Genomic DNA, 21917 nt, shown 5'->3' with positions numbered 1-21917 from the left:
AAATGTGAACGGCTCCGCCGTGAACGGAGCAAACGAGAGCTCGGAAGTCAGTCGGCGGAATGTCATCACTCACTGATGGTCGTCGATCCACTCGCAGAACGCCTCGAAGTCCTGGGCGCCGCACTGATCGGCGATATTTCGCAACGTTCCAGTCTGGATTTCGCCCCCCATCGGCACGGTCACGTTCCGTACTTCGCCCGTGTTGGGGTGTTGATAGCGGGGTTTGAGGTGGCTCCCGGTTCGATCAACAGGATAGTAGTCCATATCGATCAACACTGACGCCACGTCTTCGCCCGTGAACCGTCGCCGGCTCATTCCTCAAACCAGGGGGCGTCGGGTTCGCGGGGTTCGTCGGGGACCGTCTCCGGATCGATCCCCCACTCTCGGAGATCGTCGTCGACGGGGTCCCCGATCTCACCCTTGTGCAGCGCGACAGCCTCGTCGAGATTTTCGAGTGCTTCCTGGCGGCTTTCACCCTGGCTGGCGACGCCGGTTTCCTCGTCGATCGCCGACCACTGGCCGGAATCGTTCTCGATCAGGCTGATCTCCCGACCTGTACTCATGAAACAAATTACGTGCACGACCCAAATAAACGTTCTGTGAAACTCACACAGTGAATCTCACGGCCAACGAGGGCGAACGCCAGTACCACACGGGGAGAACTCGAACGGGCCGGTCGACCAGCTCGATATCGTCACCTTGTAAACATCGAAGAGATAGTACAACAACTACTAGTAGCACGGTGCAGTACGTACTGGTAGAGACAGTGGTTCGACACTGGATTCCGACAGTGAGACCACGGCAGGACAATCACCATGGCCACCACCGACACGGACGATACGACAGACCGGATCGAGGCGCTGATCGACCGACTCACGCTCGAAGAGAAACTCGACCTCGTTCACGGCGAGGACGACCCGGCCGAACTCGCGACGGGATTTCTCCCGGGCGTCGAACGGCTCGACATTCCCTCAGTTTCGATGGTCGACGGGCCGCTGGGCGTTCGGCCGGGCACGGCGACGGCGTTCCCGGCGTCGATCGCGCTGGCTGCCGCCTGGGACGACGACCTCGCCCACGAGCAGGGCGAGGCTCTCGGCCGGGAGACACTCGGTGCTGACCAGGACGTCTTGCTCGCGCCAGGGTTCAACATCGTTCGAGTGCCCCAGGGCGGCCGGACGTTCGAGTATTACAGCGAGGACCCGTACCTGGCGAGTCGGCTGGCTGTCGGGACCGTCGAGGGAGTCCAGGACGCCGGCGCGATCGCCACCGCGAAGCACTTCGTCGCCAACAACCAGGAGCAGGATCGCCACGAAGTGAGCGCCGAGGTGAGCGAGCGCGCGCTCCGGGAGATCTACCTGCCGGCCTTCGAGGCGGCGATCAAAGAGGCCGATGTCGGGTCGGTGATGGCTGCCTACAACCGCATCAACGGAACCTACGCGACAGAACACGAGTGGTTGCTGAAAGACCTCCTCAAAGACGAGTGGGGATTCGAAGGGTACGTCGTCAGCGACTGGTGGGCGACCTCCGACGGCGTCGCCGCTGCCAACGCCGGCCTCGACGTCGACATGCCCGGGATCCCGGTGACTCAGTGGCACGCAGAGGAGAGTCTCTTACACGACGTAATCGACGGATTGCCCGACGCGCTGCCCAAACAATCGATCGCGAAACTCGCGACGTCGCCGTGGCTCGGCGAGAACGTCAATCCGAACCTCTTCGATCGAAGCCCGTTCGAAGTCGAGCTCCCGGAGGCAGTCCGGCGCGGGCAGGTCGCCGAGTCGGACATCGACGAAAAGATTAGGCGCGTCTTCGGACAGATGGATCGCTTCGGGCTGTTCGACGACGAGCAGCCAAGCGGTGCGCTCGGTACCGAGGAACACCGCGACGTGGCAACGCGGGTCGCCGAGCGCGGCGCAGTCCTCCTCCGGAACGAAGGGGACGTACTCCCGCTCTCGCCCGAAACTGACTCGATCGCCGTGATTGGACCCAACGCCGACACGGCGAAGGTCGGCGGCGGCGGGAGTTCGCGAGTCACGCCGGAGCGCACGGTGAGTCCGCTCGAGGGAATTCGCGAGCGCGTCGACGGCGACACCCGCGTCGCCTTCGCCCGCGGAACCGAACCGATCGACGACACCGAAGGCGTGGCGGGTATGGACTTCGACCTCTCGGAGTTCGCTCCAGGAGCATCCGGTAGCGACGATGGCGCGCCAGGGGTGGGCGATGCAGTCGTCGCTGCCCGGCAGGCAGACGTCGCAGTGATTGTCGTCCAGGACGACGCGACGGAAGGCGCAGACCGATCACTGTGGCTCCCGGGCGAACAAGACCGACTCGTCGCGGCCGTCGCCGACGCCGCCGAGCAGACTGTGGTTGTCTGTAACACGGCCGGCCCGATCCGGATGCCGTGGGCCGGCGACGTCGACGCGATCGTCGAGACCTGGTATCCCGGTCAGGAAGACGGCCACGCGACGGCGTCTGTCCTGTTCGGCGACACCGACCCGAGCGGCCGGTTGCCGGTCACGTTCGGCCGCCGGCTCGACGACTACCCGGCGTCGTCCGAGGAGCGCTACCCGGGAGTCGGGCTCGAAGCCGAGTACGACGAGGGCGTCTTCGTCGGCTACCGCCACTTCGACGCCGAAGGGATCGAACCGCAGTTCGCCTTCGGCCACGGCCTGAGCTACACTGACTTCACGTACGCGGACGTGACTGTCGAGAACGACGGCCAACCGGGCGCGACCGTCGAAGTAGACGTCGAGAACGTTGGGGACCGCCCGGGGCGAGATGTCGTCCAGGTGTACCTCGGCCCGGCAGACGCGCCGCTCGACCGGCCGCCGAAAGCCCTCGCCGGCTTCGAGACGGTCGAACTGGACGCGGGTGAGACGACGACAGTGTCACTGGACGTCGACGCTCGTGCGTTCGCCTACTACGACGTCGAAGAGGGTGCCTGGGTCGCAACGGACGGCGACTACACCGTTCTCGTGGGTCGGTCTGCTCGCGATATCGTCGCCGAGCAGACAGTCGCCGTCGAAGAGACGACCGTCGTCGAGTGAGGCACAATTCCAGCCGACGATCGCCACCCGAAACCGGCGAATCGTAACCCGGGGACAACAACTATGATAGTCCGGGCCGTCGTGTGCCAGTATGGCCCAAACCTACGACCGCGGAGCCGTCGAGGACTTCGGGCGATGGCGCGAGTTCTCCGCCGGGATGTGGGCGTGGGTGCTCCACAAGTTCACCGGCTGGGTGCTCGTGGGGTACCTGTTCACGCACATCGCCGTGTTGAGTACGGCGACGGGCGGCGCGGAGCTTTACAATGGCACACTGGGCGGCCTCGAAGCGCTGGCGATCGTCCGGTTGCTCGAAGTCGGACTCCTCGCCGTCGCGGTCTTTCACATGCTCAACGGCGTCCGGCTGTTGTTCGTCGACCTCGGTCTCGGACTCGAGCGACAAGACCAGAGTTTCTACGCGTCGCTGGTGATCACCGGGGCGATCGCCGTCGCCAGCGTGCCGACGTTCCTCGGGGGGCTGTAAGTCATGGCCGAGTACTACTCCTCCTTCGAGTCAGGCGGCACGCGGTGGTTCCTCCAGCGGATCACCGCCGTCATCCTGATCGGAACGCTCGCGTTTCACTTCTTCCTCTTGCACTTCGTCAATCACGCCGCTGAGATTTCCTTTGCCGGCACGCAGGCCCGGATGCAACAGGTAGGGTACTTTACGACCATGGTCGTCTTTCTCGTGACGGCGACGTTCCACGGCGTCAACGGTATCTACAACGCGCTGATCAATCAGGGCATCTCCGGGGCCCGCAAGCGCGTCGCGAAGTACGGACTCACGGTCGCCGGGTTGCTGTTGATCGGACAGGGAATCAGAGTCGCACTCGCAATGGCAGGGATTTCACTATGAGCACAGAGTCAGACGGAGAAGCTGGGTCGGACGCCGAATCGGCGCCAGAGACTGACGTCGAAGCCAGTACAGACACGGAGACCGAAGCCGAGCCGGCGATCCCCGAACCGCAAGTCTCGTCCCACCAGCAACGCCGGCTGGCCGAGAAGGAAGAGCGAATGGCCGAACGCGACGAGCGGGCGGCCGCGGGGGCCGACCTCGACGAGGAGACGACGCACCTCCGGATCTTCCGGTACGACCCCGAAGTCGAGGGCAAGACCGAACCGCGCTTCGAGGACTTCAACGTTCCCTACGAGGAGGGGATGACTGTCCTCGATGCGCTGATCTACGCCCGCGATCACTACGATTCGACGCTCACCTTCCGGCACTCCTGCCAGCAGGGCGTCTGTGGGTCGGACGCGCTGTTCGTCAACGGCTCGCAGTACCTGGGGTGTAAGACCCAGCTCAACGAGTTCGACGAGCCGGTCCGGGTCGAGCCGCTCCCCCACCAGGACGTCGTCAAGGATCTGGTCGTGGACATGCAGCACTTCTACGAGCAGATGGATGCCGTCGAGCCGTACTTCGAGCCCGACGAGTTGCCCGAAGACGAACTCGAAGAGCAACGCCAGACCCGGGAGAATCGAGAGAAAGTCAAGCTCTCGACGCGGTGCATTCAGTGTGGCGCGTGCATGTCCTCGTGCAACGTCGCTGCGGGCGACAACGAGTACCTCGGCCCGGCGGCACTCAACAAGGCCTACCGATTCGTCATGGACGAGCGGGAGGGCGAGCAACGCCGGGAGGAGCGCCTCGAGATCGTCGAGGACGAACACGGCGTCTGGCGGTGCCAGACCCAGTTCTCCTGTACCGAGGTCTGTCCGAAGGACATCCCGCTGACCGAACACATTCAGGAACTCAAGCGTGAAGCGATCAAAGAAGACATCAAATTCTGGTGATAAAATGCACGAACACGACGTCATCGTCGTCGGTGCGGGCGGCGCAGGACTCCGGGCGGCCATCGCGGCCGCCGAAGAGGGCGCAGACGTAGCGATCGTCACGAAGCTCCATCCCGTCCGAAGTCACACGGGCGCAGCGGAAGGCGGGATCAATGCTGCCCTCCAGGACGACGATTCCTGGGAAGACCACGCCTACGACACCATGAAGGGCTCGGACTTCCTCGGAGACGCGCCGGCGATCGAGACCCTTGCACGGGACGCCCCGGAGGACGTCATCGAACTCGAACACTGGGGGATGCCTTTCTCCCGCGAAGAGGACGGCACAGTCTCCCAGCGTCCCTTCGGCGGCCTGTCGTATCCGCGGACGACCTACGCCGGCGCGGAGACGGGCCATCACCTGCTCCACACGATGTACGAGCAGGTGGTCAAACGTGGCATCGAGGTCTACGAGGAGTGGTACGTCACCGACCTCGCCGTGACCGACGAGGACGATCCGGAAGAGCGGACGTGCCACGGCGTAGCTGCCTACGACATCAAGACAGGGGAAGTCGAGGGATTCCGGGCGCGGGACGGCGTCATCCTGGCGACGGGCGGGCTCGGCCAGGTATTCGACCACACGACCAACGCTGTCGCCAACACCGGCGACGGCCAGGCGATGGCCTACCGGGCGGGCGTGCCTCTCGAAGACATGGAGTTCGTCCAGTTTCACCCGACGTCGCTGCCCTCGACGGGCGTCCTCATCTCGGAGGCTGTCCGAGGTGAAGGCGGGATCCTCTATAACGCCGAGGGCGAGCGCTTCATGTTCGAGCACGGCTACGCAAACAACGAGGGCGAACTCGCCTCCCGAGACGTGGTCTCGCGGGCGGAACTCACCGAAGTCAACGAGGGACGTGGCATCGAAGACGAGTACGTCCACCTCGACATGCGTCACCTCGGCGAGGAGCGGATCATGGATCGTCTGGAGAACATCCTCCACCTCGCGGCGGACTTCGAGGGTGTCGACGGGTTGGAAGAGCCGATGCCGGTCAAGCCCGGCCAACACTACCAGATGGGTGGCATCGAGACCGACGAGAACGGCGAGACCTGCATCGAGGGACTGTACGCCGCCGGGGAGTGTGCCTGCGTCTCGGTCCACGGCGCGAACCGGCTGGGTGGCAACGCCCTGCCCGAACTGTTCGTCTTCGGCAAGCGCGCTGGCTATCACGCCGCCGGCCGGGACATGAAGACCGCCGAAATCCCGGTCGGCCCCTCTGCCCGTACGGAGACCAGTGACGTCTCACCCGGCGTCGAGCCGGGGGCACTCGAAAACGCGAACGAGGACGTGGCAGCCGACGGCGGCGTCGCCGCCGACCCCGCAGCCGTCGTCGAACAGCAGGTCGAGACCGAACGCGAACGGATCGAAACCCTTCTCGAACGCGACGGCACCAACCACGCCGAGGTCCGGGCTGACGTCCAGGAGACGATGACCGGACACGTCAACGTCTTCCGGACGGAAACGGGGCTCGAGACGGCACTCGAGGAACTCCAGGACGCCCGACGGGACTATCAGGACGTCGCCGTCGAGGACCCCTCGAGAACCTTCAACACTGATCTCATCCACACCCTGGAGACGCGTAACATCATCGACCTCGCGGAGACGATCGCGCTCGGCGCACTCGCCCGGACGGAGTTCCGCGGCGCACACTGGCGGGCCGAACACCAGACCCGCAAGGACGACGAGTGGCTCAAACACACGATGATCGCGTGGGACGACGGCGACCTCGACCTCTATTTCGTCCCGGTCATCCTCGAAGGCGACGAGAAGACCTACGAACCAGTCGATCGCAGTTACTAGGACGCCGATTGCACTTTTCGTGGTCGAACCGAACCGTCGTCTCTGCCAGAATTACGTGTAGTAGCGAAACAGTGCGAGCAGTCGCTTCCGAACGTTGGTCACGGCGAACGAATAGGGGTGGGGGTGGGGGGGTGGGAAAGTCGGGCACCTTGCGGTGCCACATTTCCATTAGTGGCATGGAATGGTATAAATGTTACTCTGGAATTATCATATCTGATTTTAAGATGAGGCACATGGGTCGCTTGATCGGTGCGGAGATCGGGTTCAGACGTCCCAGCTGTTCGCAAACAGCCAACGTTCTCAAATCGAGTATCGGACCGGATTCGAACTTCCGTCACTTCGCTCCACTCGTGACGATGCTCGAATCGGACGTGATGCATCTCTTCAGTCACGTCCGTTCCTTCAGAAGATGCGTGGGACCGGATTTGAACAGGATGAAGACATTCCGGGCATGCGGCGCTACGCGCCGTTCCGGGCTGTGACTTTCAGGATTCGAATCCGGTCTGACCACTATCAAATCTCGCGTTGCTCGATTAGAATAGTGCGTGGGACCGGATTCGAACCGGCGGACCCCTACGGGACAGCGCCCTCAACGCTGCGCCGTTGGCCTGGCTTGGCTACCCACGCGCTTGTTCGCTGTCTGCATTCCACTGTTGTAGTCGGCATACTAAAGTCGCTTTCGTTTGGCTTCCGTCCCCGACATTCCTTCACTCTCACAGTGGACATGACTGATAGTTTTCTGCCGTCACTGTAGACTCAATCACCCGATTGCCTTAAATCACTGTGTCGATTGTCCATAGGCTACCCACGTTCGTCAAATCGCAAGCCCGTAAACGGGTGAAGGCCTGTGACGGGGGGTAGGTTCTTCGGGTCCAGTAGGAACGTGCCTTCACGAAACTTTCCGATTGCCAACAATACACAACATTTTATTCGACTTGAACATGATTCGTATGAAAGTAGCCAGAGATTTGATTAGAAAACGGGTGTGAAAGGGCCAGAAAAATCTATTAGAAGCGTCTGCGTGCGCGTAAGGCGCGTATGGCAACGGATTTGGCTTTCACAACTATCAAATGAGTGTCATTGGGACTTCTCTAATAGAAACCCAAACTCACAAGTGCCTGCGGGTCATTCGTTTATATACGACGGGGTACGATCATGCCCGAATCAACAAATTCCCAAACTCAGACAGCCACCTACTGGTTGAAACCTGAGCAAGTCGAGAAGCTCCGTGACGCTACAATCGAAACCTCTGCCAGCTACTTGGCCGACAGGAACGACGTGTTGATTGAGTTAATCTATGACACGGGGTTACGTGTCGGGGAAGTAGTTGCTCTCGACGTGGACATGGTTGATTGTGATGACGGGATCATACGGCTACCCCCCGACATCCAGAAGGATTATCCGAACGACAATTCCCCGACGTACACAGAAATAGAATTAGCCGACTCGACAGTCAGGGACCTACGGAAATACCTCTCGAATCGGTGGAAAGACAGTGAGGCATTATTCCCGTCACGCCAGTCGGCACGGATGACAACGGAATCCGTCCGTAATGTCGTCTCAAAGGCGGCAGAGGTGGGTGAGATACGTCCCTTAACGACAAAGAAGAAAAACGAACCTGTGGGACCTTCGAACGTAACTCCTCACACGCTCCGTCACAGCGTTGCATATCGCATGATGAACGTTGAAGAGGGGAACACGCTATACGATGTGAGAAACCGTCTCAGGCACAGAAGTATTCAAACCACAGAACAGATTTACGATCACTTCCGTCGAGTCTAATACGGAATTGTTTCTCTCGAAGAAAGTGACAGCACAGTTATCTGGCGAGCGACACGAACACTCGGGTTTCCTCACTCCGTGAGTTTCCCCCAACGTTCGGTTCGTCTTCTCGCCAGCAACAGCATTGGAAAGAGGAAGAACAAAATGTGAGAACAGAGACTATCATAGGTTTGTTTCTAGTAGAAATATGTGAAAAGAGAGTCGGTTACGGGTCAGAGTCCTACTGGAACCATGATCTTTCGGGTCAACCCCCACCTTCGACACGGGAATGTACCGATCAACCGACTTTCTCATTATATTTCTAACAGGAAATGGGTGTGTCCCCGCCCCCTCACCCGTATTTGATTAACTCTGTCAAAAAAGATGTTACGTAATTGTCAGGAGTCCACCACTCAACTTCGCTCGCTCTCCCTGTGTATGCGGGCAACCATAGCAGATGATTTCAGAGAGTCATGTGGGTCAACGTCAGTAAACCTACCTAGGGCAGTAGCGACATCACAGATACGGATGTTCCCATCCTTTTCGTATTCATGTCTTAGGTAGAAATCGAGTGCCATGACGGGATTGTCACCAACTTTATCAGACAGTTGTGCCTCTCTGTGCAATTCCCTCACTCTCTCCCCGTCACACAAGTCGTCACGGGATATTGGCATTAGAGAATGTTCACTCTCTGAGCCTCTTGCCGAACGTCACTAGCAGTCACGTTGCTCTCAAAGCGGTCTGATATGTACCTGGCGGATTCCTCAACGGACATACCGTTCGTAGCCAACAGCTGACTAAGGACCCTCACGTCGGCGTATACAGGCTCTTGTAGCAATTCGAGGGGCCAACTCTCTCCATTCGGGAATACGAACGTATCGGATTCAGGTTCCTGTGGGTCACTCGACTGTGATTCAGGCAGGTCAATACCGTGAAGGTCACAGGCTTTTTCCAGGGTAGATTTTTCCGTATTTAACTCTTCACTAGCGTCTTCGAGTGACGTGATATAGTCTGACTCGAATAACTCAGATAGGAACTTGCCCGCATCAGGTTGAAACAATTCGTCCCTACGTCGGTAATGTTCGTAACCTTGACTCAAGTCGTCTCCGAGCCCAACGGGATCGCCAACGATGGGGGAACCTTCCTGCCACCCGACCTTTCTCTGTAAGGTAAGTTCTTCAACATAATCTGGCCGATCGTCACGAACCTGCCCATCGCACTCTTGAATCATCTTAGACGACAGGTTCATTCGTTATACACGCTCCTTGGCAACGCATACCAAACACTTGACCCGACAAACGAATTGCCCGACGAAAGACCTAGCAATTTGGCGTCTTCATGCAGGTCGATCGACTCTCCTCTGTCAAGTCCACTTTCTTTTAGAATAACGTGAGGTTCCTCTTCGCCCTGTGAGATTGCTTCTAACGCCACACCCCCACTAGACGACTTCAATTCGACGTGATTGAGCTCTCCAAACTCGATTTCCTCTCCAACTTCAAGACCTTGCTTCAAATATCTCATACTTTCAACCTCTTCATATCATTACCTTCTAGGCCAGAAACGTGTAGTAGAGAGACTAATACAACTGTCTTTGGCCTAGAAGGTTTGTAAGTGAGTGGGGTGAGATTCCCCACTCAACTCTCTGCGGCTTCCGTGGAGAGGTCGTCAAATCAATGTCAAATTCCAGGGGAACGGGGGTTATCATTTCTCCCTGTTGCCCCTTTACTAAGGTGTAGTTACATCTTTACGTTCTTCAATCCGTTTTTCAGCATAGCCAATACAGTCGGCTATGTCGGTCTTTTCCTCGAAATTAGGTTGAACACCTATCTCACTCACAATCGTCTCTATGGGGGAGTCATCGTCCATAATCACCCCGCAATAGCCGACTGTTGCTCCAATGATACCGTCGTAGTGACGTGACCATGCTGAATTTAGATACGGGTCATCCATCACCATGTACGTCACCCGATCTGTAAACCACTCTTCTTTCGATGGGAACAGTTTCGTAACTATCGTATTGACGTATCGGTAATTATCGTCTTTGTTTCGGTCAAACTCACCACCATCACCCCGAATAGTCGGCAGACCTACATGGTGTTTGTAGCGCAATCCACCTTTCTCGAACGCATTAGCGTCTTTCCCGTCCCAAATTGTACGGGCACCCGACTCATTCGGCAGTGAAGTGTTTGACTCATATTCGTCTGTATCGTCCCCATGTTCAAATTCGTCATCGGGATCTGTTTTCGGGTCAAACAGGTGTTCTCTCGGACCAACGGTGTCTGAAATGCAATCGTCTGCGGGTTCACCGTCATTATCCTGATTAATATAATCACTGTCAAAATCTTTACCTACGTCTGTCGGGTCATTCTTATTGACCCATCTGTCACTCCGACTCATGCTATCACTTCAAGCACGTCGTTAATCGAAACCGTATCTGGCTCATGGAAAATGTCTGATTTCATTTCATTCAAAACTGTGTAACAACTACTGGAAACCTTGATCGGCGTAGTTTCCTCCCTCGAACGTTCAATGTGGCCGTGACTACACGAACCTGACCGTCCAAGAAACTCTCCCGCCAATATTGCAATTGTTTGGGAGTATGTTTTGTCGTCAAACTGACTATTCAACTGGTCAGCAATCTGTCGATCAACGCGGATAGACTTGCGTGACATAGAGTGAAATATCTGACTACACGGCGATGTACTGCGATTAGTTGTTTGCAATCGACACCACTTGCCCGTTCGTAGTTGCATACTCATTCTGTCATTACTTCCCCCACATATCTAGACATTGTAACGAGAGATACTTAAATGATTTGAATATTGATAGTATCTGACTACATATGATTCGGCAGTAGTATACCTAAACAGACTATTTTTTCGGGGTTAAATTACTACTCTAACAATACTGTAATTAATTAGTAAACTATTGATATAAACCACCCCTCAAAATCAAACAGTAGAGTGGCTAATACGTCATATCTTTGGCCTACAATGTTATCATATGGGGGGCAGGGGAGTGAGGGTTACGCGCGTAGATACCTACTATACATACTTGTACTAGAACTAGTTGGGTGTAACGCCAACAGGTAAGTAGTCGTTCAACAACGGGGTTCACTTACGATTACTTCGTAATCGACGTTCACCCGCTGTTTCACTCCCATGTCACAGTTACCTAGTTGAGAACAGAGATATGGATTATCACGTTCATTCGAACGTATGCCTTCAAATCTCTGTTAGACGGCCCCCAGCTGATTACACGGTATTGCGGGTCGATTGAGTTGGTTGCCTGCCTTCCTAATGCTGTTGGGGTCGAGCAGAGAAGACGACCCAGCGTTGGGGAAAGCATCGGAACGTAGTGGAGATGATCCCCGAGTGGTCGTGTCGCTCTGCACGGAGACCCCCAAGCCCCTGTACCATCATGATCGTTACAGTCCCTCAAATATCGGCGTGAGTGGTGTTCTGTGAAGTTTGTTGAGAAAACAAGTGGTAACCATCCTATTCTCATTTCAAACCAACTGTGCCCCACGTCACTGCCCCCACAGTCAATTCTAAGGGCCGTGAATAGGGAAACAATCGATTTGTTCGCCAATCGAGTGCCAACCATTGTATAATTCATCAAACGGCGTGAGAGCCCTATGACAGCCTTAGAGAGAAAGAAACATCTATAACAGAGTTTGGGAAATCCTATCAGATAAAATACTACCCAATGTTTGTGATAAGTGTGACTACTCCATAAGAAATGAATACTATTCCGACACCTAAGAGAAATCCTGTAATTGCTCTCAGTCTGTTATTACTTTCCCGATCACCAAACATTTGAGTTGTTCCGTCAAGCCCCCCTGGAACTAGTGAAATGGCTCCTAATACAATCGCGTATTGCGGGCTGAGTATTGACCAAATTGGGGAGGATAGTATAGTCAGAATGCCGCCCAAATACATCGTTGTGCAACGGGCACAGAGTCCAAAATATCGACCATTGTAACAAAAGGAACGATCTGGACGTGAGTGGCAGAAGGGATAGGAACGGAACAGCTGCGACTTCTGAAATACCCATTCAAGAATCTGACTCATTTGTCTATGGATTCAATTCTTCCCCACAGTCATGACAATAATTGTTATCTTTGGGATTTTGCCACCCACAATTTTGACAAATCTTCTTTTGATTGGGTTTAGAAGATGACTGTGCCTGTTCCAAACCTTCACTAATATCCTTGAAAGGTGTAGCATCTTCTGGTTTAAACACAATCAAAATCACAAATGCAAGAACAAGAAAAAACACGGCGATAACTACTTGTCCCTGAGCGAAGAAAAACCAGCTAACTACTACCAATAGTAACCCTAATCCACCGACTAAAGCCCCATCTGAATTGTCACTATCCTTTTGACTTTGATCTTCTTCGTAGTTTGCTGTTGGAACTTCTTCTACGCTATCAGTGAATGACTTGTCTTCTTCAGTTGTCATTGTCTTCACTGTCCCTCTTAAACGAAAATCCACAGTCACCACAGTATTCAGCCTCTCTTGGATTTTCTAACCCACATTCAGGACATATTCGTTTTGGCTCGTCGTCGTCATCTTTTAAGATTTGTTGCTGTTGTTGTTGACTCCCCCCACAACAACAGCTTACGAACCCGAGCGTGAGAAGGGATAGCCCTGATAAGGGAATCCATAACGATTCAACTATCATATCTTAATCCCATTCAGGAAAGAGGCAAAAAACTACCGTTGGGTTAGAATTCGCCCCTGTATATCGGTGAGTGCGAATAGATTCCTGCCTTACCCCATCCGATTCAGGGCGTCACGTCTGTCCTCTGTCGGAGCTTGGTCGTACCGTTGCATCGTCTTCGGTGAGTTACGCAATTGCTCACTGGCGGCTACAAGCCCCTCTTGGCGGGTCATGTACGTGCCCGTCGAGTGGCGTATGGCATACCAACTGATTTGCCGATTCGACGTGTCGATCCCTGCCGTCTCACACAACTTCCCCAAGAGGTACTTGAGGGACCGTGACGAGTAGGGGTGTGCCTCACGGGTCAACCATAGTGCATCTGTCTCGTCGTATTTGTCGTACAACTCACGTTCCTCAAGCCACCGTTCTAACATGGTTGCTGTCCGTTCTCGTAAAGCGACCTTCCAGTTATCACGACTCTTCGATGCCTCTTCTGCGGGAATCAACAGTCGTGCATTGGACAGGTCGATCCACGAGACACGGGCACGTCCGACTTCAACAGGTCGAAGGCCTGCATCTAACGATGTCCACACGAGTGAAGGGACTTTGAACCCGTTTGCCCGTTGTACGTCATCACTGTCGATTGCGTCAATCGGCTTGCGGAATCGGTGGGACAACTCTTTCTTCTCGTCGTGAGCAAGTTCGTGATATTGAGACACGCCCCCGTATTCCAGTGACGCCTCTTCAAGTAGCCGACGTTCCTCTCGGGTGAAGAAATCCCGTGGTTGCTGTCGGGCACTATCCCCGCTAAACGTGACTGACGGGTCCCAGTCGTCTATGTCGTCGTGATAGCGGGCAAGTGTTTTGAGTGACTTCTGTGCGTTGGACTTGTGGGCATCCGAGTGATCCGAGTAGACGAGTGACCGGCAGTAGTCGTCAAGTGCGTCTGTATCTATCGACAGGGTGTAGCCGTCACGTTCGTCCCACACCCACCTGTAGAACACGTCAATGTCGTGCATCCGTCGTCTGACTGTCGAACCTGCATACCCCTCTGCATGGTCAGGATCTTTGCCGAACCCGAGTAACCACTGTGCTAACTCTCGTCTAAACTCCTTGTAATCCGTTCGTTGTCGTTGGTTGAGACAGTCGTGTGACGGGTCAGGCACTAACGTCACGTCGTGTCGATCCCCGTTGACAGCAATAGTCTCGTCACTCATTGTCGTTAGCCTGACTGTTACAGGGATCGCCCTGCCGTCTATTGATTTGCCGATTCAGCAATGTGGGTAGTTTTCGCCGTGGCTTGTGAATACTCATTTGTATCACGTTCACGACGGCAGAAAACTGCGAGAGGGGGACGGCGTGGGTCCAAGGGACAGCGCCCTCAACGCTGCGCCGTTGGCCTGGCTTGGCTACCCACGCGCTTCCTGCGATTAACTCCATTCCAACGTGGTGGACGGGGATTAAAATGACTGTCGATTCGTCGCGTGAGCGCTCTTCCACAGAACGACTCGACTTCGGTAACACATTGGGTGAGTTCCAACCGCTTGACTCTGGCCCACTGCACACTCACGACTCCATACGCGTCGGATTCACAGCCATGAAAATTAGTAAAATTCCTGTCTATAATGGTCGTCTATAATTGTTGGTCTGAGTATGGTTAATTCACATCTTGTTCTGACAATCGATTCAATATAAGGCAAAATTGGGCGTTAGTTGATTTCCAACCCGTGTAAGCACTTACACGGTTATCGGTAACATGCCTACAAATGATATCTGGATCTAGGTACTTATACGTCTGGGCGCATTTAGGAAAAGATAGACAATGAGCTGTAAATCTCCGTCGTCCCGCCCCTCCGACGCGTCGTTTACGACGACGCAGCTCTCGACTGACGAGACGGCAGAGGACGCAGTATTGACGCAGACGAAACGCTATACGTTCTACTGGCAGATCAGCACGAACGGACCGGAACTTCTCCGGGTCTCCGACTTCGACGGGACTGACGTCACTGCCTCTGTGGATCCCCCAGAAGACATGTACGAACGCCTCCGGCAGAACACCGGCCGCGACATCTAATCGACGCAATACGCGCTATTTTTCGGTCGAGCGGTTTCGGATCGCCGCCACCCGACAGCGATCCAGCAGACACCCAAACGCTAAATAGGCAATACTTGCATGGGACTGTATCGCCATGCAATATCGTGACTTCGGTTCGTCGATCGACTGGGAACCGTCCGCACTCGGATTCGGCGCGATGCGATTGCCCACCGACGAGGAGGGTTCAGTCGACGAGGACCGCGCGATCGAGATGATCCGGACGGCGATCGACAACGGGGTCAACTACGTCGACACTGCCTGGCCGTATCACGACGGCGAGAGCGAACGCGTCGTCGGCCAGGCACTCGAAGACGGCTATCGCGAGGAAGTCCATCTCGCGACGAAGATGCCGTCCTGGGAGATCGAGTCACAGGCCGACCTCGATCACTATCTCGACGCTCAGCTCGATCGACTCGGCGTCGAGACCGTCGACTGCTATCTCCTCCATGCCCTCGGTCAGGACTTCTGGGAGAATTACCAGTCCGTCGATGTCTTCGGTTGGCTCGAAGACGTCCACGACGCGGGGAAGATCGACCACGTTGGGTTCTCCTTCCACGACGATGTCGACCTTTTCAAAGAGATTGTCGACGCCTACGACTGGGACTTCTGCCAGATCCAGTACAACTACCTCGACGAGGAGTTTCAGGCCGGACGTGACGGGCTGCAATATGCGGTCGATCGGGGGCTCGGTGTCATCGTCATGGAACCCCTTCGAGGCGGGCGGCTTGCGACTGATCTCCCCGATCCCGTCGCCGAAGCGTTCGAACGCGCCGCGGCCGATCGCCCACCTGTCGCGTGGGCGCTGCAATGGCTGTGGGATCAACCGGAAGTATCGCTGGTCTTGAGCGGTATGTCGACGATGGATCAGGTGAACGAGAACGTCGAGATCGCGTCTCGATCCGGCGTCAGTCAGTTCTCCGCGGACGATCACGCTGCTATCGAAGAAGCTCGCGACCGATTTGAAGAACTGATGGCCGTCGACTGTACCGGCTGTAACTACTGTATGCCGTGTCCGACCGGGGTCGAAATCCCGCGGAACTTCGACTTATACAACCGCCTGGAGACCGGCGGCGATCCTGACGCCGTCGTCTCGACCCTCGAAGACATGGACGACACAGCACGTGCGGACGCCTGCGTCGCCTGTGGCGAGTGTGAGGAGGCCTGTCCGCAGAACCTGGAAATCATCTCGCTGCTCGAAGACGCTCACGCACGTTTCGAGGCCGCCAGCGCGTAGCTGTCGGTGAGTGGCAATGAGCCCTGTCGGGGATCGGTAGCACCGACCGCTCGAAGTTAGTCGCTTCCGGGTTCGTGTTCGGGGTCGATCGAAACGTCGACGTCTTCGAGTTCACGAGGGGACAGTGAGTCGCGGAACCGCCGGAGGACGCCCTTTGCAGTGTGTAGCTCCGCGTCGCTGACGGCCCGAACCAGCGCGAGTGCGCGTCTGGCCCGGGTTCGCCGCCAGGAGTCCGCCCGGTGTTCGTAGGTCCGTATCGCCCGGAGGAAGTCGATTTTCCGGAACTCGGGCCAATAGGGCGCACAGAAGTACGCGGCGGCCTCGTTGCCGTTGGCGTGCCACGGCAGGAAGTTCGATGTCCGCTCGTCGCCACCGGTGCGGACGATGAGGTCCACGTCCCGAGTCGGGCCCTCGTAGAGTCGGTTTTCGACCGTTTCGACGTCGATTTCCCCCGGGTCGAGGTCGCCAGTGTCGACGTCGCTGGCTATCTCCTCGACCGCACCGAGCAACTCGGCCCGCCCACCGTAGGCGAGTGCGATGTTCAGGTGAAACTGGTCGTACCCTTCGGTTCGGGATTCAGCGTAGTCGATCGCCTCCCGAACGCGTGTGGGCAGGCGATGAGTCTCGCCGATCGCCCGGATCCGAACGCCAGCCTCGTGGACGCGATCGGCGTCGGCGAAGTCATAGAGTTTCTCCTCGATGAGATCGAACAGCACCGCCCGCTGGTCGGCCGGCCGGTCGAAGTTCTCCGTCGAGAAGGTATACAGCGTGAGTTCCTCGATGCCGAGTTCGTCACACCACTCCAGCAATGCCTCGGTAGTTTCAGCGCCTTCTCGATGGCCTTCCGACGTTTCCTCGCCCTCTTTGCGGGCGTATCGACGGTTGCCGTCCTGTATTACAGCGACGTGTGCGGGAGCGCCGTCGATCTCCCCCTTCAGCAGTCGCTCGTAGACGCTGTTCGCACGGTCTCGGATCCACGAGCGCATATGTCAATAGATCGTCGTCGTCGCGCATGAGTCTTCCGTTCCGAACCATCCAAGACGGGGGCCCCACCCGCAGGGTTTTAATACGTCGGCCACATTAGCCCAGTTGCAATGGCGACCGGTACGGTTGATTTCTTCAACGACACTGGCGGTTACGGTTTCATCGAGACTGAGGACGCAGACGACGACGTGTTCTTCCACATGGAGGACGTCGGCGGTCCTGACCTCGAGGAAGGCCAAGAGGTAGAGTTCGAGATCGAAGAGGCCGAGAAGGGCCCGCGTGCGAAGAACCTCACGAGGCTGTAAGCATGGCGACAGGCACCGTGGATTTCTTCAACGATACGGGCGGTTACGGGTTCATCGAGACTGAAGACGCCGACGAAGACGTGTTCTTCCACATGGAAGACGTCGGCGGCCCTGACCTGGAGGAAGGTCAGGAGGTCGAATTCGAGATCGAAGAGGCCGAGAAAGGCCCGCGTGCGACGAATCTGACCCGACTGTAAGCGGAGTCGAAGACGGTTCCCACGCACAGATACGGTCGAAGCGGGGGCGTCCCGCTTTCTTCCGCTCTCAGGACGACGAGCGGTTGCGCTTCCGACAGGCTGCTCGGAGACCGTGAGTCGTATTACTGCCGACCCGAACTGTGAGACATGGACCAGGCCGAGCAGGACTTGCGCGAACAGACCGAGGCGTTGATCGAACCTGGCGAGATCGAACTGCGAGGGCTGATCGTCCGGACGGACGTCCCCAACAGTGAGGAACCGGAGCTCAACCGCGTGACGCTCGAAATCGGTGATGCCATTTCCGAACACGCGACAACAGACGCCGACACGTACGTCTACTCCGGCACCGACGACCCGGAGTTCGGCCTCAACCAGCACCAGGGCCGGACGATCGAGGGCGAGGAGTTCGTCTGGGAGTGCCAGCAACTGTTGCGCGACGGGACCTTCGACGTGGTGTTCTACTACGAGGACAGTGCGGACACGGAGGCGATCCTCACAGACCTTCAGGAGGAGGGTTACGACGTCGAGGACGTCGAGTCACCCTGACAGAACCATTGTGACGGCCCGGGTATCGTCAAAGGGGGCCGGGTTAGGAAGGCTTTAGATGCAAGCGAACCCAACGTCGACCAACGGTAGCAACTGTGATTTCGGACGAGACTGGTGATACGTCGTGAGGGGATCTGGCTACGTGACGGCCGTGAGTGTCGCTCATCAGCGCGGCAGCGTCGAGGATATCGATGCGGCAGCGGCCGACAGCCAGCGCGCTGGCGTCGAAGAGCTTCTGGACGCTCCCGGTGTGAGTGAGGCGTTCGTCCTCCAGACGTGCAATCGGACCGAACGCTACGTAGTCACCGACGATCCCAGCGCGGGCCAGACAGCGCTGTCGGGAGCGATCACCGACGTCTCGGACGCGGCGGTCGTCGAGATGGGTCACGAGGAGAGCCTCCGGCACTTGCTTCGAGTCGCTGCCGGACTGGAATCGCTCGTCCCTGGCGAAGATCAAATTCTCGGGCAGGTCAGAGACGCCTACGAGGACGCACGCGCGGCCGACGGGCTCGGGCCGGTCCTCGAAGAGGCCCTCACGAAGGCGATCCACGTCGGCGAGCGCGCCCGCACCGAGACGTCGATCAACGAGGGAGTCGTCTCGCTGGGAAGTGCAGCCGTCGAACTCGCCGAACGGGAGTGCGATCTCGATGCCGCGCGGGCACTGATCGTCGGTGCTGGCGAGATCGCGACACTCGCCGCCAAGGCGCTCGCCGACCGAAGCGACGTCGAGCACCTCGCCGTCGCCAACCGGACAGTCTCACACGCGGAACACGTCGCGTCAGTCGTCGGGGTCGAGAGCGAGGCGATCGGTCTGGACGACGTGCCAGCGGCGCTCAACCGCGCCGAGGTCGTCGTTTCGGCGACTGGTAGCCCCGACCCACTCCTCGAACCCGCTGCCTTCGAGACGGCCGGTGAAACCGTCGTCGTCGACATCGGTCAGCCGCGGGACGTCTCGCCGGCCGTCGACGAGCGGACGACCGTCGACGTCTTCGACCTCGACGATCTCGAGGCCGTGACGGCCGAAACACGGGCGAACCGCGAGGCGGCGGCCGCCACCGTCGAGGACATCGTCGCGGACGAACTCGCTCATTTGCTCACCAGATACAAGCGCTCGCGCGCCGACGACGTGATCTCGACGATGTACGAAAGCGCCGAGCGCGTCAAGGCCCGCGAGGTCGAGCAGGCGCTGTCGACGCTCGATCTCGACGACGACCAGCGCGAGGTCGTCGAAGCGATGGCCGACTCGCTGGTCAATCAGCTACTCGCCGCGCCGACGAAATCGCTCAGAGACGCCGCCGAGGCGGACGACTGGGCCACTGTCGACACGGCGTTGCGGCTGTTCGACCCCGATTTCGGCGACGAGGAATTCCCGCCGAGCGTGGCGGGCGCGGAGGGGACCGTGCCGGAGCACGTCTCGACGGCTGTCGACGCCGACGATTGAGGGCCAACGCGGAGTGACGAACCGTCGATCCGGGGGCTTTCGCCCTCGCCCGAACGTTCTTGTCATCGAGTAACGTGTGATCACGTATGACAGACGTACTCGACGATCGGGAAGTCGACGAGCGGCTCCCGGCTGGTTGGGAGCGCGACGAAGACGAAATCGTCCGGACCTTCGAATTCGACGCCTATCTCGACGGCGTCGGCTTCGCGGCGGCTGCGGGCGGCCTCGCCCAGGAAGCCTTCCACCATCCGGAGTTGACCATCGGCTGGCGCGAGGTCGAGATTCGGCTGACGACCCACGACGCCGGCGGCATAACCGACGCTGACCTCGAACTCGCCGGGCGATTCAACGGCCTTCGGGAGTGAGTGGCCGGCTGTGCCACTGTCCGCCAGAGGCAGTGTTCAGATAAGGGGACAAACGGGGTGGGAGTGCTCTGAAAGCTCTCGCCAGTTTCGGTCCTGCGCCTCGCTGCCGCTTCGGCCGCGTTGCGGCCTACAGGGCTTGCGTTGTCGGGGTTCCCGAAACTGGCTCGCCCTTTCATTCCATCAGGGTTCGACTGATTTGGAAGCAGAAACAGACTCTTTGGTACTGCTTATCTGAACACCGCCCCGCCAGAACACCCTAGCTTTTTCCCATTCGTTGTTAATTCGGGACTATGGATCTACACCGCCGGGACGCCCTCAGACTCGTCGGCGCGGCGGGTGTAACGGGCCTTGCCGGATGTGGAAGCATCGCCGCCCCGGGCGGGGGGAAATCATGGTCACAGCGGGCGACACTGACCGCGGAGGACGGCACCAGCGGGGACCAGTTCGGCGACTCGATCGCTGTGTCGAACGATGGATCGACGATCATCGTCGGCGCACCGGCCGCCACTACCGCCGGGGACGAGTCCAGTGGTGTGTCCGTCTTCGAGCGGGCGGGCGACTCGTGGTCCCGGACAGCAACGCTCTCCCCGACGAACACAGCCGAGTTTAGCGGGTTCGGGGCCAGCGTGGCGCTGTCGGGCGACGGGAAAACGGCCGTCATCGGATGTACGGGCGACGTGCGCACGGACGGACTGGTGTCCGGCGCGGCGTACGTGTTCGAGCGCACCGACGACGGGTGGAACCAGGATGCGCGACTCAGTGTCGACACGGCGTTCACGCCCACGGAAGGACAGTATTTCGACGCCTTCGGCGCGGCCGTCGCCATCGCTGACGACGGGAAGACGGCACTGGTCGGCGCGCCGCAGTACGTCGATGGGTCCGACGACACCGCAAGGGTAGCGTCGCTCTCCGGAGGGGCAATCACGGCGGATGTCGTCGCCGCTCCCCGATCGACGCCCGCGCGCGTCCCGGGAGCGGCGTTCGCGTTCGAGCGATCCGACGGCGAGTGGTCCCGGGAAGCGACGGTTAGACCCGAGGACCCCGATGGACGGGTCCGTCTGGGATCGAGCGTCGCGCTGGCGGATCGCGGATCGACGGCCGTCATCTGTGCGAACGGGGGAAATACAGTTTCGGTGTTCACCCGGGCCGGCGGGTCCTGGACCGAGACGACGACGACGCTCCCGCTTGCAGACGGCGTAGCGGTTCCACTGGACGAGGCAATCGGCGTTTCGAACGACGGGTCGACGGTGATCGTCGGGGACAGTCCGGGCGACGATACTGGCGGATCGGCAATCGTCTTCGATCGGGCAGACGGATCGTGGTCCCGGTCGGAACTGTCCCTCGCTCACACCCAGAAATTCGGACCGTCGGTTGCGATGGCCGGCGACGGGGAAACGGCGCTCGTCCCTGGACTGACGGACTCGAATGCGGTCAGCGTCCACGTCTTCACCCACGCTGTGGGGTCCTGGACACCAAAAACAGCACTCACGGCAGAGGGCAGTCAGCGAGACAGTCGGTACGGCGATGCCCTAGCGCTGTCCGGCGACGGGACTACGGCAGTCGTCGGTGCGCCGGGCGGGGACACGACGGCCGGTTCCGGTACAGTATACGTCTTCGATTGAGTCCGCAACGGGTCGCCAATCAGATCCGAGGGAGGAGC

General features: G+C 58.1%; 22 protein-coding genes and 1 tRNA gene. 14 read left to right on the top strand and 9 right to left on the bottom strand.

Translation table 11 applies throughout. The annotated features are described in order from the left end of the window. Nucleotides 1-69: 69 nt before the first annotated feature. The gene (locus tag HTIA_RS13600; protein ID WP_008525373.1) at nucleotides 70-315 is read right to left on the bottom strand and encodes a type II toxin-antitoxin system HicA family toxin; all 246 of its coding nucleotides are present in this window, start codon (nucleotides 313-315) and stop codon (nucleotides 70-72) included. Further along, nucleotides 312-563, bottom strand: coding sequence for a type II toxin-antitoxin system HicB family antitoxin (locus tag HTIA_RS13595; RefSeq protein WP_008525374.1), 252 nt, complete (start codon nucleotides 561-563; stop codon nucleotides 312-314). Before HTIA_RS13595 ends, HTIA_RS13600 begins: the two co-directional genes overlap by 4 nt. Nucleotides 564-815: 252 nt before the next feature. Between HTIA_RS13595 and HTIA_RS13590 the strand changes: the two genes are divergently transcribed. The 5 genes from HTIA_RS13590 to HTIA_RS13570 all read left to right on the top strand — a co-directional run bounded on the left by HTIA_RS13590 (nucleotide 816) and on the right by HTIA_RS13570 (nucleotide 6663). Next, the gene (locus tag HTIA_RS13590; RefSeq protein ID WP_008525375.1) at nucleotides 816-3044 is read left to right on the top strand and encodes a beta-glucosidase; all 2229 of its coding nucleotides are present in this window, start codon (nucleotides 816-818) and stop codon (nucleotides 3042-3044) included. Nucleotides 3045-3135: 91 nt separating this feature from the next. Further along, nucleotides 3136-3525: a succinate dehydrogenase, cytochrome b556 subunit gene (gene sdhC / locus HTIA_RS13585; protein ID WP_008525377.1), complete on the top strand. Its 390-nt coding sequence runs from the start codon at nucleotides 3136-3138 to the stop codon at nucleotides 3523-3525. A 3-nt stretch (nucleotides 3526-3528) separates the two neighbouring features. Further along, nucleotides 3529-3897, top strand: a complete 369-nt coding sequence (locus tag HTIA_RS13580) for a succinate dehydrogenase hydrophobic membrane anchor subunit (RefSeq protein WP_008525379.1) — start codon at nucleotides 3529-3531, stop codon at nucleotides 3895-3897. Beyond that, entirely contained in the window at nucleotides 3894-4829 is a 936-nt protein-coding gene (locus tag HTIA_RS13575; RefSeq protein ID WP_008525381.1) for a succinate dehydrogenase/fumarate reductase iron-sulfur subunit, read from the top strand. The genes HTIA_RS13580 and HTIA_RS13575 overlap by 4 nt, the downstream gene beginning before the upstream one ends. 4 nt (nucleotides 4830-4833) lie before the next feature. Continuing rightward, nucleotides 4834-6663 carry an FAD-binding protein gene (locus HTIA_RS13570; RefSeq protein WP_008525383.1) on the top strand — a complete coding sequence of 610 codons (1830 nt, stop codon included), beginning with the start codon at nucleotides 4834-4836 and terminating at the stop codon, nucleotides 6661-6663. A gap of 542 nt (nucleotides 6664-7205) precedes the next feature. On the opposite strand, the gene HTIA_RS13565 is transcribed toward HTIA_RS13570, so the two are convergent. Then, a tRNA-Leu gene (locus HTIA_RS13565) sits at nucleotides 7206-7290 on the bottom strand. 528 nt (nucleotides 7291-7818) lie between these two features. Between HTIA_RS13565 and HTIA_RS13560 the strand changes: the two genes are divergently transcribed. Further along, complete coding sequence (locus HTIA_RS13560) at nucleotides 7819-8445, top strand: tyrosine-type recombinase/integrase (RefSeq protein WP_021029408.1); 627 nt, start codon at nucleotides 7819-7821, stop codon at nucleotides 8443-8445. 1704 nt (nucleotides 8446-10149) lie between these two features. Here HTIA_RS13560 and HTIA_RS16470 read toward each other — a convergent pair. From HTIA_RS16470 to HTIA_RS13550, 5 genes are all read right to left on the bottom strand, one after another. Further along, on the bottom strand, nucleotides 10150-10821 hold the full coding sequence (locus HTIA_RS16470; protein WP_008525386.1) for a hypothetical protein: 672 nt from the start codon (nucleotides 10819-10821) through the stop codon (nucleotides 10150-10152). A 1304-nt stretch (nucleotides 10822-12125) separates the two neighbouring features. Beyond that, nucleotides 12126-12497 (bottom strand): DUF2085 domain-containing protein, encoded by a 372-nt coding sequence (locus HTIA_RS15990; protein WP_008525387.1) that lies wholly within the window; start codon nucleotides 12495-12497, stop codon nucleotides 12126-12128. 4 nt (nucleotides 12498-12501) lie between these two features. Beyond that, nucleotides 12502-12888: a zinc ribbon domain-containing protein gene (locus tag HTIA_RS16465; RefSeq protein ID WP_148290967.1), complete on the bottom strand. Its 387-nt coding sequence runs from the start codon at nucleotides 12886-12888 to the stop codon at nucleotides 12502-12504. Continuing rightward, a complete protein-coding gene (locus tag HTIA_RS16460; protein ID WP_021029404.1) occupies nucleotides 12878-13111 on the bottom strand; it encodes a hypothetical protein in 234 nt (77 codons plus the stop codon). The genes HTIA_RS16465 and HTIA_RS16460 overlap by 11 nt, the downstream gene beginning before the upstream one ends. A gap of 89 nt (nucleotides 13112-13200) precedes the next feature. Further along, nucleotides 13201-14307, bottom strand: a complete 1107-nt coding sequence (locus HTIA_RS13550; RefSeq protein WP_021029403.1) for a tyrosine-type recombinase/integrase — start codon at nucleotides 14305-14307, stop codon at nucleotides 13201-13203. A 605-nt stretch (nucleotides 14308-14912) separates the two neighbouring features. On the opposite strand from HTIA_RS13550, the gene HTIA_RS13545 reads away from it, so the two are divergent. Beyond that, nucleotides 14913-15164 carry a hypothetical protein gene (locus tag HTIA_RS13545; protein WP_008525389.1) on the top strand — a complete coding sequence of 84 codons (252 nt, stop codon included), beginning with the start codon at nucleotides 14913-14915 and terminating at the stop codon, nucleotides 15162-15164. A gap of 115 nt (nucleotides 15165-15279) precedes the next feature. Beyond that, the gene (locus HTIA_RS13540) at nucleotides 15280-16419 is read left to right on the top strand and encodes an aldo/keto reductase (protein WP_008525391.1); all 1140 of its coding nucleotides are present in this window, start codon (nucleotides 15280-15282) and stop codon (nucleotides 16417-16419) included. A gap of 56 nt (nucleotides 16420-16475) precedes the next feature. On the opposite strand, the gene uppS is transcribed toward HTIA_RS13540, so the two are convergent. Continuing rightward, nucleotides 16476-17405, bottom strand: a complete 930-nt coding sequence (uppS, locus tag HTIA_RS13535) for a polyprenyl diphosphate synthase (RefSeq protein ID WP_008525392.1) — start codon at nucleotides 17403-17405, stop codon at nucleotides 16476-16478. 108 nt (nucleotides 17406-17513) lie between these two features. Between uppS and HTIA_RS13530 the strand changes: the two genes are divergently transcribed. The 6 genes from HTIA_RS13530 to HTIA_RS13505 all read left to right on the top strand — a co-directional run bounded on the left by HTIA_RS13530 (nucleotide 17514) and on the right by HTIA_RS13505 (nucleotide 21879). Then, the gene (locus tag HTIA_RS13530) at nucleotides 17514-17708 is read left to right on the top strand and encodes a cold-shock protein (protein ID WP_008525394.1); all 195 of its coding nucleotides are present in this window, start codon (nucleotides 17514-17516) and stop codon (nucleotides 17706-17708) included. A 2-nt stretch (nucleotides 17709-17710) separates the two neighbouring features. Further along, nucleotides 17711-17905 (top strand): cold-shock protein, encoded by a 195-nt coding sequence (locus tag HTIA_RS13525; RefSeq protein WP_008525396.1) that lies wholly within the window; start codon nucleotides 17711-17713, stop codon nucleotides 17903-17905. A 147-nt stretch (nucleotides 17906-18052) separates the two neighbouring features. Continuing rightward, a complete protein-coding gene (locus tag HTIA_RS13520) occupies nucleotides 18053-18451 on the top strand; it encodes a DUF5778 family protein (protein ID WP_008525398.1) in 399 nt (132 codons plus the stop codon). Between the two features lie 124 nt (nucleotides 18452-18575). Then, nucleotides 18576-19892 (top strand): glutamyl-tRNA reductase, encoded by a 1317-nt coding sequence (gene hemA, locus HTIA_RS13515; RefSeq protein ID WP_044950822.1) that lies wholly within the window; start codon nucleotides 18576-18578, stop codon nucleotides 19890-19892. An 86-nt stretch (nucleotides 19893-19978) separates the two neighbouring features. After that, complete coding sequence (locus HTIA_RS13510) at nucleotides 19979-20257, top strand: 4a-hydroxytetrahydrobiopterin dehydratase (protein ID WP_008525400.1); 279 nt, start codon at nucleotides 19979-19981, stop codon at nucleotides 20255-20257. A gap of 290 nt (nucleotides 20258-20547) precedes the next feature. Next, on the top strand, nucleotides 20548-21879 hold the full coding sequence (locus HTIA_RS13505; RefSeq protein ID WP_008525401.1) for an FG-GAP repeat protein: 1332 nt from the start codon (nucleotides 20548-20550) through the stop codon (nucleotides 21877-21879). Nucleotides 21880-21917 lie beyond the last annotated feature (38 nt).

This window comes from Halorhabdus tiamatea SARL4B, from assembly GCF_000470655.1.
Classification (GTDB): Archaea; Halobacteriota; Halobacteria; order Halobacteriales; family Haloarculaceae; genus Halorhabdus; species Halorhabdus tiamatea.
This window is presented reverse-complemented; position numbering and strand designations above follow the sequence as displayed.

What these genes read in the sequence shown, in the direction of transcription:
- HTIA_RS13505 (WP_008525401.1), top strand. Translation starts at nt 20,548, where the DNA reads ATGGATCTACACCGCCGGGACGCCCTCAGACTCGTCGGCGCGGCGGGT.
- HTIA_RS13530 (WP_008525394.1), top strand. Translation starts at nt 17,514, where the DNA reads ATGGCGACCGGTACGGTTGATTTCTTCAACGACACTGGCGGTTACGGT.
- HTIA_RS13525 (WP_008525396.1), top strand. Translation starts at nt 17,711, where the DNA reads ATGGCGACAGGCACCGTGGATTTCTTCAACGATACGGGCGGTTACGGG.
- HTIA_RS13545 (WP_008525389.1), top strand. Translation starts at nt 14,913, where the DNA reads ATGAGCTGTAAATCTCCGTCGTCCCGCCCCTCCGACGCGTCGTTTACG.
- HTIA_RS13575 (WP_008525381.1), top strand. Translation starts at nt 3,894, where the DNA reads ATGAGCACAGAGTCAGACGGAGAAGCTGGGTCGGACGCCGAATCGGCG.
- HTIA_RS13510 (WP_008525400.1), top strand. Translation starts at nt 19,979, where the DNA reads ATGACAGACGTACTCGACGATCGGGAAGTCGACGAGCGGCTCCCGGCT.
- HTIA_RS16465 (WP_148290967.1), bottom strand. Translation starts at nt 12,888, where the DNA reads ATGACAACTGAAGAAGACAAGTCATTCACTGATAGCGTAGAAGAAGTT.
- HTIA_RS15990 (WP_008525387.1), bottom strand. Translation starts at nt 12,497, where the DNA reads ATGAGTCAGATTCTTGAATGGGTATTTCAGAAGTCGCAGCTGTTCCGT.
- HTIA_RS13590 (WP_008525375.1), top strand. Translation starts at nt 816, where the DNA reads ATGGCCACCACCGACACGGACGATACGACAGACCGGATCGAGGCGCTG.
- HTIA_RS13550 (WP_021029403.1), bottom strand. Translation starts at nt 14,307, where the DNA reads ATGAGTGACGAGACTATTGCTGTCAACGGGGATCGACACGACGTGACG.
- HTIA_RS13540 (WP_008525391.1), top strand. Translation starts at nt 15,280, where the DNA reads ATGCAATATCGTGACTTCGGTTCGTCGATCGACTGGGAACCGTCCGCA.
- HTIA_RS13560 (WP_021029408.1), top strand. Translation starts at nt 7,819, where the DNA reads ATGCCCGAATCAACAAATTCCCAAACTCAGACAGCCACCTACTGGTTG.
- HTIA_RS16460 (WP_021029404.1), bottom strand. Translation starts at nt 13,111, where the DNA reads ATGATAGTTGAATCGTTATGGATTCCCTTATCAGGGCTATCCCTTCTC.
- HTIA_RS13570 (WP_008525383.1), top strand. Translation starts at nt 4,834, where the DNA reads ATGCACGAACACGACGTCATCGTCGTCGGTGCGGGCGGCGCAGGACTC.
- HTIA_RS13595 (WP_008525374.1), bottom strand. Translation starts at nt 563, where the DNA reads ATGAGTACAGGTCGGGAGATCAGCCTGATCGAGAACGATTCCGGCCAG.
- sdhC (WP_008525377.1), top strand. Translation starts at nt 3,136, where the DNA reads ATGGCCCAAACCTACGACCGCGGAGCCGTCGAGGACTTCGGGCGATGG.
- HTIA_RS13580 (WP_008525379.1), top strand. Translation starts at nt 3,529, where the DNA reads ATGGCCGAGTACTACTCCTCCTTCGAGTCAGGCGGCACGCGGTGGTTC.
- HTIA_RS13520 (WP_008525398.1), top strand. Translation starts at nt 18,053, where the DNA reads ATGGACCAGGCCGAGCAGGACTTGCGCGAACAGACCGAGGCGTTGATC.
- HTIA_RS16470 (WP_008525386.1), bottom strand. Translation starts at nt 10,821, where the DNA reads ATGAGTCGGAGTGACAGATGGGTCAATAAGAATGACCCGACAGACGTA.
- uppS (WP_008525392.1), bottom strand. Translation starts at nt 17,405, where the DNA reads ATGCGCTCGTGGATCCGAGACCGTGCGAACAGCGTCTACGAGCGACTG.
- HTIA_RS13600 (WP_008525373.1), bottom strand. Translation starts at nt 315, where the DNA reads ATGAGCCGGCGACGGTTCACGGGCGAAGACGTGGCGTCAGTGTTGATC.